General features: G+C 55.0%; 12 protein-coding genes. 7 read left to right on the top strand and 5 right to left on the bottom strand.

All coding sequences use genetic code 11. The features are described 5' to 3' along the window. Positions 1-160 precede the first annotated feature (160 nt). The 7 genes from K9N21_04210 to K9N21_04180 all read left to right on the top strand — a co-directional run bounded on the left by K9N21_04210 (position 161) and on the right by K9N21_04180 (position 5,336). Entirely contained in the window at positions 161-1,711 is a 1,551-nt protein-coding gene (locus tag K9N21_04210) for a HEAT repeat domain-containing protein (GenBank protein ID MCF8143106.1), read from the top strand. A gap of 329 nt (positions 1,712-2,040) precedes the next feature. Continuing rightward, the gene (locus K9N21_04205; protein MCF8143105.1) at positions 2,041-2,295 is read left to right on the top strand and encodes a hypothetical protein; all 255 of its coding nucleotides are present in this window, start codon (positions 2,041-2,043) and stop codon (positions 2,293-2,295) included. Continuing rightward, a complete protein-coding gene (locus K9N21_04200) occupies positions 2,289-2,645 on the top strand; it encodes a type II toxin-antitoxin system PemK/MazF family toxin (GenBank protein ID MCF8143104.1) in 357 nt (118 codons plus the stop codon). Before K9N21_04205 ends, K9N21_04200 begins: the two co-directional genes overlap by 7 nt. Further along, positions 2,642-3,325 (top strand): CPBP family intramembrane metalloprotease, encoded by a 684-nt coding sequence (locus K9N21_04195; GenBank protein MCF8143103.1) that lies wholly within the window; start codon positions 2,642-2,644, stop codon positions 3,323-3,325. Before K9N21_04200 ends, K9N21_04195 begins: the two co-directional genes overlap by 4 nt. A gap of 288 nt (positions 3,326-3,613) precedes the next feature. Beyond that, complete coding sequence (locus tag K9N21_04190) at positions 3,614-4,312, top strand: acyloxyacyl hydrolase (GenBank protein ID MCF8143102.1); 699 nt, start codon at positions 3,614-3,616, stop codon at positions 4,310-4,312. 39 nt (positions 4,313-4,351) lie between these two features. Further along, entirely contained in the window at positions 4,352-4,624 is a 273-nt protein-coding gene (locus tag K9N21_04185; GenBank protein MCF8143101.1) for a hypothetical protein, read from the top strand. Between the two features lie 73 nt (positions 4,625-4,697). Beyond that, a complete protein-coding gene (locus K9N21_04180) occupies positions 4,698-5,336 on the top strand; it encodes an HAD family hydrolase (protein MCF8143100.1) in 639 nt (212 codons plus the stop codon). An 80-nt stretch (positions 5,337-5,416) separates the two neighbouring features. Here the strand turns inward: K9N21_04180 and K9N21_04175 are convergent, their stop codons facing one another. The 5 genes from K9N21_04175 to K9N21_04155 form a co-directional block, all read right to left on the bottom strand. Beyond that, the gene (locus K9N21_04175) at positions 5,417-6,247 is read right to left on the bottom strand and encodes a trypsin-like peptidase domain-containing protein (protein MCF8143099.1); all 831 of its coding nucleotides are present in this window, start codon (positions 6,245-6,247) and stop codon (positions 5,417-5,419) included. A 182-nt stretch (positions 6,248-6,429) separates the two neighbouring features. Further along, complete coding sequence (locus tag K9N21_04170; GenBank protein ID MCF8143098.1) at positions 6,430-8,541, bottom strand: LysM peptidoglycan-binding domain-containing protein; 2,112 nt, start codon at positions 8,539-8,541, stop codon at positions 6,430-6,432. Positions 8,542-8,667: 126 nt separating this feature from the next. After that, complete coding sequence (locus K9N21_04165) at positions 8,668-8,931, bottom strand: type II toxin-antitoxin system HicB family antitoxin (GenBank protein ID MCF8143097.1); 264 nt, start codon at positions 8,929-8,931, stop codon at positions 8,668-8,670. 21 nt (positions 8,932-8,952) lie between these two features. Beyond that, positions 8,953-9,117 carry a BrnA antitoxin family protein gene (locus tag K9N21_04160; protein MCF8143096.1) on the bottom strand — a complete coding sequence of 55 codons (165 nt, stop codon included), beginning with the start codon at positions 9,115-9,117 and terminating at the stop codon, positions 8,953-8,955. Between the two features lie 92 nt (positions 9,118-9,209). After that, entirely contained in the window at positions 9,210-12,704 is a 3,495-nt protein-coding gene (locus K9N21_04155; protein MCF8143095.1) for an Ig-like domain-containing protein, read from the bottom strand. Positions 12,705-12,742 lie beyond the last annotated feature (38 nt).

The following is a 12,742-nucleotide window of genomic DNA, read 5'->3' as shown; positions in this document are numbered from 1 at the left end:
TACTGGATGGCACCCTGCCCCCTGCTCCCTGCTCCCTGCTCCCTGCGCCCTGCCCCCCGCGCCTTGGCTCGGATTCAGGAATTGAGGGATTACGGGGCTTATGTCATTTGGGTCCTTTTCGTCCTTTCGCGAGGCCATCATCCACAGGAGCCGGGACAACTTGCTTCGACCTTACCCATGGCAGACAACCTGTTATCCTGCCGCGGCCCTTCTGGCCGGTCTCCTGACGGCACAGATCATCGCCGCCCTCCAGGTCTATCTCTCCAACATCTCCCTCTACAATTCCCTTTCGGCCATTGCTCAGGCCGGCTATCTCCCCATCCCCAACCAACAGACCATGGAGCATCTACGGGAACCGATCCCGGCGGTTTACGGCGGGCTCTTCTTTACCCTGAGCACAGGCGCCGGTATCTCCCTCCTCTCCTTTGCCGCGGCCTGGGTCTGGGACCGGGGCTTTTCCCGCAACCCCCTTTCCCTGGTTCCCCTCCTTCTGGTGTGGGCCGGAGCCATTGTCGCGGTGAATTGGAAAGGCATTTCCCCCATGGCAACCGCCTACTTTGCCGTAATACCGGCCGTGGTCTTCTGGATCACACTGAGACAAATGCCCCTGCAGGGACCGGGAACTGGCTGGCCTTCCGCCCTGGTTCATCTCACGGCCATTATCCTGTTGGCCTCTCTTTGGGCGCCCCAGCTGAACAATGACATTTTTCTGGATTTCAGGGACAGGCTCCTCCTCTCCAATGCCTTCGGCGCAAAGATAAACGACTTCTATTACCGATATACCCTCTATCCTGCGGAGGTCTTCAAATCGCTGGACCAGAAATTACTCAAGACCGCCTCCCTGGATTCCATCGAAAAAAAACCATTGAAAGCCTTGTTGCAAGCAAAACTGCTCCGCCACGACTACCTCCCGATGGAAGGAAAGGAGGAGGTTGACCTCAAGATCAGCGAATCGGGGGGGGACCTGATATTCGAGAACAAAGGGGAGGCAATCCTCCGGACCACTCCCCGGGATTTCCTGGCGGCCCCGGCAAAGGGTTTGAGGCGGTTTTCCCTGGAAACAGACAGATACCCCTTTTTCCGTCAATTCACCTATTACAGCCTCCTGATGGGATTTCCTGTGACCCTCTATCTCTTCCTGTACAGCATTCTCCTTTTCCCGTTAACCCGGTGCGTCGGTCCCGGAACCGCCGTCGGGACGGCCGTTGTCCTGTGTGTCTTATCCGGCATTTTGCTGCTGATGCCTCTTTGGTCCGGCAGCGGGGGAGACACTGAAAAGGGTCATCCGGACAGGTTGCTCACATCCGGCCGCTGGCAGGAGAGGGTTGCCGGCCTGAAGACGATCCGACAGAAACGGATGGACGTTTCCGGTTTTCCTTCCTATCAGAGGATGTTGGCAAGCCCTCACATCCCGGAGCGCTACTGGCTGGCAAAGGCCCTGAGCGTCAACCGGGGCCCCGAAACCCATGAGGACCTGTTGCGTCTCCTCGATGACCCCTCTCCTTCGGTGGTATGCATGGCCTTTCAGTCCCTGGGCCGGAGAGGAGATCCACGTGCCATACCAGAAATCCTGAATCGGATCCAAACCTCGGACCACTGGTACCCCCAGTGGTATGCCTACCGGGCATTGAAGGAATTGGGATGGCGTCAGGGAGGATTGAAGCAGGCAAATAATCGGATTGACAATCCTCTCATGGAAGCATATAAATAGTACCCAAACGGAAACCCCGAAAATCAAGAAAGAGTGAAATATGAGAAGAGGTTCTGTTAATGTAAATGTTGTTCCATCAATTTTGATGGATTCGTAAAAAGTCGTCACCCCGTTGAAAAACGGGGTCCAGGGTTCTTATAAGCGATTGAGTTTACTGGATTCCGGCTTTCGCCGGAATGACGAAAAATGGCATTTCCTGACTTTTTACGAGGCCATCAATTTTCAATTTTCAATTCTTGAATATTCAATTGTGCCTGAATCACGCCAAGGCGTGATTTTCGTTCAGGCACTGAACAGGGTTAATGGTAGGATTACAAGGAGGATCACACATGGGGTACGCAAAGGTAAGCGTGACGATTCCAAGGGAGATCTACAAAGAGATCAGGGAGCTTTCCGTGAGGTATGATGTCAAGCTCAGCCATGTCGTGACCGAGGCCCTTTCGGATAAACTTAGAAAAATAAAGGAACAGGACCTGATCGATCAGATCAACAAGGTCTATGACGACCCGGAGGTATCGGAAGAACAGCACAGAATGGCGGAATCCATTGCAGACAGCACCGATGTGGAGGAGCTGCCGTGGTAACGCCGAATCAGGGAGACGTCTACTGGGTCCGATTCGGTCCTGCATCCGATTCCGGGCCGGCCGGGAAACGGCCCGCGGTGGTGATTCAAAATGATCTGCTGAACCGAAGTCATATCCGGACGACCGTGGTTGCCCTCCTGACGTCCAAACTGAAACTGGCTGAGGTCCCCGGAAACGTGCGCCTCAACAAGGGGGCCGGGAATCTCCCCAGGGCAAGCGTTGCCGTGGTGAGTCAAATGGCCACGGTGGATAAGGGGCGACTCCTTGAAAAGATCGGTACCTTGAACCGGCAGGATGCTGAGGAGATTATCCGGGGCTGCAGGGACGTCATTAGCTTGGTCGAAGGATGACATCGAAGAACGACCGAGGGGAATCAGCCGGAATCCAGATGAAGACCCTGGCCCTCTGTCTCGGGGCGGTCATTGCCGTGGAAGCCGGTACGAGGCTGGAATTACAGGGAAAGACCGTCCCACCCATGGTGGTTCTCGGAGGGGTGCGCCTGTTGCAGGCCGGTCTCATCACCCTGATTGTTTTTGTCCGGCATAAAAGACTGAGGCCCATTGGATTGTCTCTGAAAGAATTGGTTCCGGGACTCAGAAGGGGACTCCTCTGGACTGGGGGTTTCGGGCTTCTTGTTTTACTGGCAGGGGCCCTCCTCTATGTCGCGGGCATCCACCCTCTCTCCTTGATACATACCCCCCTCCCGGCCCGTCCCGGCCATATCCTCCTCTTTTTTATTGTGGGAGGACTCATCGCTCCGGTCACGGAAGAACTCTTTTTCCGAGGCGTCCTCTACGGGTATTTCAGGCGGTGGGGGGCCGTGGCGGCCATCCTGTTGAGCACCCTCGCATTTGTCCTGGCACACCCGGTCTTCCCGGCCATTCCGATCACCCAGGTGGTGGGGGGCCTCCTCTTTGCCCTGGCCTACGAGGTTGAAAAAAACCTCATGGTCCCCATCACCCTCCACTCCCTGGGCAACACGGCTATTTTCGGCCTCTCACTTATAAGCCAGCAGGGCTGGGCTCCCTGAGTTTATTGGGTTCGCTGGATTGCGGAGACAATGACATTTGTATCTATATTCGTTATCATATTGTCTCCTTTGCCTGAAGTATCCAATCCTGAACCGGACGCCGGGCCGTCCAACTCCTGGGGTATTATCATTAAATTCAATCGCTCTCAAGCACAAATGAATAATCGCCCGATACGCCTCACACCCTTTTGTGTTTGACACACAAGCGGCAGCTGCTTATACTCACCGTTAAATCCTGACCGCTGCTCACGTTCACTTGCTGTACCGACACCTGACGAGGTATCGAACATGCATAATCCAATGATTCGCGTACTGTCCGGACTGAAATTCACCCCTCTCTTCTTCTGTTTCGCAATACTGCTTGGATGGTCTTCTTCTGCATGGGCCGAACCGGTCCCGGAGACAGCGGCGCATTCGGAAAACGACGTTTATGCCAAGGGGCGCCTTTCGCTTCAACTCGTTTCCGGGGCCCTGTTTTCTCTGACGAACGTCCCGGATGGCACCCCTGTCTTCAACTATGCCCAGACCAACCTGCGGCTGGGGGTTATGTTTACCGATCCCGGGCCGCAGGATTGCTTCCTGAGAGGAAACTGGGAAGGCATTTTTGAAGTCACCAATTCCATTATCTTCAAGGGTTTTGGAAATTATATGGGCGGGGTAACCGCCCTGGTCCGGTACAACTTCGTCCAGCCGGATTGGAAAGTGATTCCCTATCTCCAGGCGGGCGCCGGGATCATATACAATGACGCATATAAGGACCAATCCCAGAATGCCATCGGCCAGGCCATCGAATTCACCCCCCAGGCCAGCGTGGGATTGCACTATATGATTTCCGACAAATGGGCACTTGACGTGGAGGGGATGATTCAACACATTTCCAATGCGGACATGGCGGAACGCAATTCCGGCATCAATGCCGTGGGTGGATTTGTGGGGATCACCTATTTTTTTGATGGACTTTGGCAGTGGCAAGTCCCCTCGGAATAGTCCCGGCGTCATCAGCCAAGCGCATATGAAAGGAGGGTCATGGACACCCTGTATGCGATCGAATTATCGATACCCCTCTTTCAGATGAGCTTGCTGCTGGTCTTGTGCTCGCTGATATTTTTCATCGGCAAAGCAAAACTGGCACTGCTCGTCAATTACCTCTTCATCTTCTATTGGGTGTATTTTCTCAATCGGGAAGAGGTCTTCGCGACCAATGTATTCCAGATGAATCCCTTCACCCTCAGTTATCTCGGATTCGGTTTAGTCATCATAATCCTTGCCATCATAGGATTTTTTAACAGCACGGGTTGATATATCTCCCCTCCACAACCACAGGATATGGAAGGATGCGGTATGGCCCCGGCACGAGGTTTTCTTGACTTCCATGACCAACATAAAAAAAATATCTGCGGTGATCTTTGACTGCGACGGGGTCATGTTCGACTCACGTCAGGCCAATATCAATTTTTATAACCACCTCCTGGAGCGCTACGGCCTCCCGCTCATGGCGGAAGACCAGACGGATTACGTGCATATGAACACGGCGGAGAAGTCGGTCCGCCATATTTTCCAGGGGACGCCGTTCACTGAGGAGGCCCAGGCCTACCGGTTGCAGATGGACTATTCGCCCTTTATCAAGGATATGGTCATGGAACCCGGCCTGAAAGAGCTCCTCATCCATCTCAGGCCCAGGGTACGGCTGGCCGTGGCCACCAACCGCAGCAACACCATCATGGATGTGTTGGATCAAAACAGCCTGAGCGGGTTTTTTGATATGGTGGTATCGTCCCTGGATGTGGAGAATCCCAAGCCTCACCCGGAATCGATTCACAAAATCCTCGATTTTTTTGACCTGGGCCCGGATCAGGCGGTCTACATCGGCGATTCACCCATCGATCTTGAAACCGCCAGGGCCGCCGGGGTCCATTTTATCGCCTATGGGAACGGAAATCTGGAAGCAGCCTTAAGCGCCGGAAACATGGCCGAAGTGGAAAAGGTCCTGGCAGAAATCGAGCAGCAATAGCTTAAAAGCTCAAAGTTTAAAGCTCAAAGCAAGGAGGCACACCTGCTTTCAGCTTCTTGCTTTCAGCTTTCAGCTGTAACTTATTTCAGGTAGGACTCGAATTCCGTTTGAATATATGAACTCGGCGCTGCAAAATTGATGGGCGTATTGGGAAACCCGAAGCTTACCACCCCTACGACTTTGCCGTCCCGGTCCACCACCGGCCCCCCGCTGTTGCCCGGAATCACCGGCGTGGAAAACTGCACCTGATCCCCCCTGAATTTATGAGGAGGGAGTTTCATCTTTGCTTCTTTCTTCCAGTCCTCCTCCGGAAACATCCGGCTGAAATTTCCCTTGGTAACGGTTTCCTTAAACGCCAGCAGGGGGTTGCCGATTGCCCAGAGTTCCTCGCCGGGCTTAAGTGTATGGGGATCTCTGATCTCAAGATAGGGGGTCGGCCGGTCTATCGCGACCCGGAGAAGCGCAAGGTCGTGATGGCGGCTCTTTTTCAGAATCCGAACCCTGTATTTCCGGCTATGGCCTGGGACTTCAGCCTCCATACTGTACGTGGCGGACTGGACCACATGTCTTGCCGTCACGGCCAGACCCTTGTCGTCGATGAAAAACCCCGATGCCCCGCCTTTCTTGTTTTTGATCCTGAAGGTGCACTGGACCGCGTGTTCAATCGGGCTCCTGGCAACCACCGGGGCGGTTTCTTCCGTGGGGGGCGCCTCCTTGAATCTTCTTTCCTCCACCTCACCGCCGCTCTCCTCAGGGCCCGGAGGGGTGTCGGAAAAATGGGCTTGTCCGTCACTGTCCCGCCAGATGTAGACCTTTTTGGCCCATCCGTCCCCTGCAATCAGGGAGAAAAGCCCCAGGAGCGCGATCAAGGCGATGACATGCCGTTTCATGTTGCCGATGTTTTTCACCATTCATTCTTCATTGTTGATGGTCTCGTAAAAAGTCGTCACCCCGTTGAAAAACGGGGTCCAGAGGTTTTGTAACTGATTGAATCCCGCTGTTGCGGGACTGGATTCCGGCATTCGCCGGAATGACGAAAAATGGCATTTCCTGACTTTTTACGAGACCATCAATATTCATTTCCCAACGGTTTTCAGGCGCTCCCTGCACCCGAAGGCGCTAAGGGCGAAAGGACCAGGATATTGTACCCTCTCTGTGACAGGAATGAGACAATCTCAGGCGGGAGATCCACCGACGTCACGAGCACGGAATTGCCCTTGTGGTCATGAAAGGTGATTCCTGAAAGGGTCAGCTTGACGTTTCTGGACATGTCTTCCTTTTTGGCCATGAACACATGGGGACCGCGATCGAAGTGCACATTCAGGAATTCGAGAACCTTTGACACCATGTCGGCCGGGTCCTTATTTTGCGCCAGGGAGAGGACCGAGACGCCGTTGTCCTTCAAAAGGGAAACCACATCCGGACCCAGCCCTCCCAGATCGATGATGTGCCGGCGTCCCCTGATTTCCAGATAAAAATCCGCCTTGACCGTGAATTTGAAATCCTCATTGCGGGTCGCATAGGCCGGGATATTCTTCTGGCTGGTAAACGGCTGGGCCATCAGGTTCAACACCGCCGCGATCAATGCCGCAGGATCTTCCGCGGTCCGGGCGGTTGAGGCCGGCGCCCCTCCGTCTGAAGGCCCTTCCTCGGGCTGGGGATATTCAATGACCTCCACCCCCAGCAGCTTCAGGTAGTTCTTGATGGTTCGGGGGAGACCCCGGCTTTGCCCCTCCATGAGGTTTATAACCACATACTTCGGACCTTTCCCTGAACGGGTTTGAGGCGGCGTAATGATCCAATCTCCGGTAATGCTGACCGGGACGGCCCCCCCCAGTGTCAGGGGATCGCCCTTTTTAAAGGCCTTGGGGTAGCTGAAGGCATTCAATATCTTATCCAGCGCCGAACGCAGGTCATCACTGGGGGAGAGCCGCACCACCCGGTAATTCGCCCAGGTCGATTCCAGCACCCTGGACATTTTCTGCGGAAGCGCGCTGTGAACATCCACAATCACCGTGATCCCCTGCTGAAGGCGGACAATCGGATACGATTGTGCATCCAGGTTAATGTGCCCGCCCGAGGCCATGGGGATAAAATGCTCCCCTGAATTGACCCACTCCTCCCCCATCCTCGAAATCACCGTACCCAGACCGTCCGTGATGATGATGGTGGCCTGACCGCCTCTCCCTGGACGGACACTGTCGTCTATCCGTGCCGGTGTCACCGGTTTCAAAGAGGCGGGCCAGGATTGGGGAGGCGGGGGCGTGTCCTTCACGTCCGGCGCCGGCCTGACCTTGACCGGCGCAGGCGGGGGAGGCGGCGTCTTGGGCGGTAACGGCGGCCTGGGTCGGGGGGGCTGGACGCGTTCGGGCATGGCCGGCGCCTTCAGGGCCACTCGTCCGTGGGGGGATTTTTCCAGGTCCCGCATCACAGGCGGCTTCTTCGCAATATCAATGGGGGTTGCCGGGTAGAGGGGGAGCCTGATCACCTGTCCGACCAACAGCTTGTCCGGGTCCTTGATGGAGGGGTTGCTCTCCATAAAAAGTTTCAGGTACTCGCGGCTGAACTGTTCCTTTGAAATATTGTACCGGCGCATGGCCACCCGGCTCAGGATATCGCCCCGCTTGACCCGGTATGTCTCATATTTTAGATCCCGCGGGGTCTCCTCCTCTGATTCACTGCCCGGGACTACTTTTACCAGGATAACGATCTTTTCACCCGGCTGGATCATATCCAGACTGCGGAGGGAGGAATTGAGCTTTCTCAGCAGGGAGAGGAGTTCAGGCAGATTCTGATCCTTGATCAGCCCTTTTTCCCGAAGGATCTTGACCAGCCAATCCCCTTCCTGCACCACATATTCCTGCGTTTGAAAGGTCCCCTCATCGATTCCCGGCGGCCGGAGCCCCGAGTCTTCGATATCCGGCTTCGCTGACAGTACGGGACTCTCGGGCCGCGCTTCCCGATATTGAGGGGATGGCTTCTTATCGGTCCCGGATGTGGCCGGGGCTTTTTTGAAAAGGGAGGGGAAATCCTTTATTGGAATATCGACATCGGATCCGCTCTTGCCCCGGTATCCTTCCGGATAATAGGGAGGCGTCTTTTCCTCAGCCAGGGGGATCGCCGGCACAATGAAGACCAAGACCAGGAGGAACAGCCAGGCCGTAAAACAAAAGCGGATATGCTTCCTATGGGCGTTGCTCAACATCGAATCGTCCTTCTCATCAAAACCGCCAACCTGCTCCGCTCCCCTGTCTGAGTGGCGTCCAAACCACGAATTCCGACTCGGAACGCCGACAACCCTAAAAACCGAACACCGTGCCCATGCGCCCATTTAGCCACTCGCCAGCCTTCCCCATTGCTCAGGGTCTTTTTCATTTTGAACAAGAATTTTCGGATTGGGGTTCTTCATGGGAACCGGCAGCTTTTGCTGAGACAAGAGTTCTACATGTTCTTTCATCCCCCACTTGGCTTTGTAAATGCAGTCCTCAACAGAATGGCCTATACCCGTGAACCCCTCAAGATCAGGGGAATAGAATCCAAAGTAATCAGGCTCTTCCGTGGCTTCAATTATTAGGGAATATGGCAATTCAATCATGATTGTTTTCTCCCCTGTGCCTTAATTCCGGCAGATTTCAAGATCGCGTGACACGTTCCTCGTGCTACGTTTGAAAACGCTCTCACGGACCTCTTCCAATTGATCCTCGAAATCAGCCAGGTCATGGGTATCCCAGAATCTGGCCAGTTCCTGTATGGAATCTATTTGTGGAAGTACCTTTTCCATTTATGCATCTCTCCATTAGCGCCACCTATTTCAACCGTTGACCTGCGAAAAACCCAAAAACCGAACAGCGTCCCCATGCCCCCAAATGTATCTTAAGGCACAGTAATGGGAATGGTAACGTTGGCCGTTTCGGTTCCGTAGGTAGCCGTTACTGTCGTTGATCCAGCAGCTGTTGGGTCTGTCAGAGTGCCTGTAAGTGTAACTGTTGCTTTCCCATCTGCGTCAGTCATCTTGACTGTTGGGTCCAGCGATGTCGTGGCGCCGGCATCTGCTTTTCTAAACTCCACTAAGACACCTGGAACCGGTGTCCCATCATCAAATCTAACAGTGGCTGTGAGGGTTGTTGTTCCCCCGTCGTCAATGCTATTTGGGACCGCGGTCAGTAAGATGATCGGAGTACCGATAGTCACCGTTGTTGACTGGGTAAGGGGAGTCGTGCCGACTGTCGCCGTTGCCGTTACCACCGCTATCCCTGCTGTGTTCCCGGCGATCAGTGAAACCGTTACCACGCCTGAATCATTTGGGGTGGTCACAGAGGGGGTGGAAATGGTTCCGAGACTGGTGTCAAATATAACGGAAGTTCCTCTCGGGACCGGATTGCCTGAGTTGTCCCTTATGGTCGCGGTAATCGCTGAAGAGCTTGTCCCGTCTGCGGGAATGCTGGCCGGGCTGGCCGTAAGGGTCATAGATCCGATGACCTCGACCAGAGCCAGCACTTCCTCAGCAAAGCTGCCGTTATCCGCCTGGGCCCTGATCAGCACATCGCCGGGGGTGGAGCCGGAATAATAAATCACACTGGCGATGCCTGCCGTGGTAAGCGTGGTGACTTCGTTTAAACCCGTAGGGAAGGGACTTCCAAATGCCCCGGAACCCTCTATGATGGCAAAGGTGATGAGGGTATTGTCAAGTACGGGAAACCCCTCGTCGTCCGTAACGTCCGCCCTGACATAACTTTGGCTGTCCCCGCCGTCTGCGGAGAGTTCCGGAGGGAAGAATTGCAGATCGATATTAAACGGTTCACCGGCCCCTCTGGTCAACTTGAGATCCACAGTGGCGGTGGTCCCGTCAGCCAGGGTAGCCCTGATCGTCACATCCCCCGGTCTACCGCCGGAATAATAGGTAACGCCCGCCTGACCGGCGATGGTAGTGGCGAAAATCTCGGTTAACGTCAACGTGGAGTTGAATCCACCGGTACCCGATACGATGGCAAAGCTGACGCGGGTGCCGTCCGGAGCAGGCTGGTCCAGCTGGGTCACCAATGCCCTGATCGAACTGGTGCTTAACCCTTCATCCGGATAGACTTCATCCGGCGTGGCGGTAACCACGATCTCCATGGTTGGCACTGAAGTATTGTACGGGGAGTCGGGGAGGGAACATGACTGTGCGTCCGACTGCAAATAGGGGAGAACGAATTCAGTCTTGGACCGGGTCTCGGACCCCACCACCAGGGTGCTCGCGGTGAGTTCAGCCAGGATCCACACCGCGGATGATTTGGGGTAGATCAGGTCAAAGGAGGCCACGCCGGTGCTGTCTGCCACCACCTCGGCGGGGAGGGATCCCGCGGCAGAGCTGGAAGGAGTAAGCTGACCGTCTCCGTTTCTGTCTTCTCCAGTATCCAGAATAAGATTTCGGTAAAAGGCGGTGCCGGGAAATGTATCGTCCTCGTTGGGATATTCATTGGTAACCTCTGGAAAACAATTGGTATTACCGATGGTTTCCGGTATCCATACCCCTGTTCTGTAATATTTCGGCCAGAGCTGCAGAGAAATCCTTGCGTCCGGCACCGGGTTGCCGTTCGAATCCACCACCTGCGCAGTCATCGGCAGTCTATAGGAGGTATCGCTGTTTATGGATTCAATGGAAGTGCTCTGTCCGATGACGACCGAGGCGGCAGTGCCTCCGATGACGATGCGTATACTGTCGGCGACCTCCGGTTTCCCGACCACCGCAGCGTTTACCGTTACCCCTTGTGCACCTGAACTCATCGAGCCGGAGGTAAATGTGGCCTCGGCCTTGCCGGTTCCCTCCAGGGTGTACGCCAGGGGCGGCGAAACAAATTCTCCCCCGCCTGTGGAATCGGCGATGCTGAACGAGACCGGCACATTGGGCACAATCTGAAAAGAGTCGTCTCTGACCAGTGCCTCCAGGGCGACCGTATTGCTTACGCCCCCGGTGGACTTGGCCACCACATAGGCGCCCGCCTGCAGATATATCCGGGATGCTGCATCCGCCGGGAGGAATATATTAACCTTTATCGAATCCGATGTATTGGGATTATCTGCGTCATAGACCTGAACAGTAGCAACGCACGCGTCGCTTGAATTGAGCACGGCCGAGGCCTCTTTGTTTGCAACGGCCTTTGTAACCACTGCCGAGATCCCCCCGTCCCAGGCGCCGCAGGTCGTTGCAAAAATTACCTGGGTCTGGGTGGGCGCCGTTACCACAACCGTGAGGTTCTCGCCTTTTTGGAGGTCATAGGGGTCCTGGTCCGGACTCGTAATACTGAATATTTCTCCGGTTATGCCGACGGTGTAGGCTTGGGTAGCAGTGGTCCCCAACCCTTCCACCCTGACGATCACATTCCCTTTTGCCTTGCCTGTTACTTTAACCACCAGTTCCCCTTTGGAGTCGGTGTAGCCGCCGGTGATTGAAAGCAAGACATTGCCTGTGGAAGATGGGTCCACGCTTACGGTAAGATGGGCATTGTAAATGGGATTCTTTCCGGCATCCGTGGCAGTAATGGTGAGGGTGGCCGTATCGTTGGCTGCTCCGAAACTGCCGACAGGTGCTTCAATTTCCAGATTCGTATAATCTGTCTGGAGGCCGAGAGTGGTTCCGGCGACCGTGATAAGTATCTGCCTGGAAACCGTTCCGGAAGTTGCGGTGATGGTGCTTATCCTGTTGCCCTTGTCCATATTGCCGGCTGAAAATATGACGGTGGCCTCTCCGTTTTCATCCGTAACAGCACTCGGGGCGCTTAATGTCCCGTCCGATGCCCTGAATGATACGGTAGTGTCTTTGAGGGCCGCGTTGTTTACATCCAGGACCTTGGCCGTAATGGTTGTGGTATCGGAATTATCCGATCTTACAGTCCCTGAGGATGCGCTGAGGGATATCTCAGCCACCAATCCACCGACTATCTGGATGTTTATGGACTGGGTCACACCGCTTGAACTTACCGTGACCTTCGCAGTCCCTGCCGTGGTGCTTGCGATCAAGGCGGCATCCGCAATGCCGGTGGGGGGGGCTGACTTGTCCGGCCACCCTTTTTCATCAAGGGGGGGCTGGGTCTGCATGGTGTAGCTGGTGCTGCCGTTTTCGAAGCGGCCCAGGGTGGTGGTAAACGTAACGTCGGTGTAGTGACGGACCGGGTTGCCGGCGCTGTCTCTTACTGTCGCTCTGATGTTGGCCGAACTAACCCCATCCGCCGGGATGCTGGTGACATCGGCCACAAGTGTGATCGTCCCGGTAGTGCCGGCCGCGCCTCCGGAATCGTCCCCGCCGCCGCCGCACGAGGCCAGAAGTAAAAGAAGGCTGAACAGTGCAACACCCGCCAACGTCGTCCGAAACATTCCATTTTTATGCATAACCCCTCCCCAGCATTTTTTTTATTCTCACACCCCAG

Source organism: Deltaproteobacteria bacterium (genome assembly GCA_021737785.1).
GTDB lineage: Bacteria > Desulfobacterota > DSM-4660 > Desulfatiglandales > Desulfatiglandaceae > AUK324.
The sequence above is the reverse complement of the archived record's forward strand: the minus strand, read 5'-3'. Positions and strand labels throughout refer to the sequence as shown.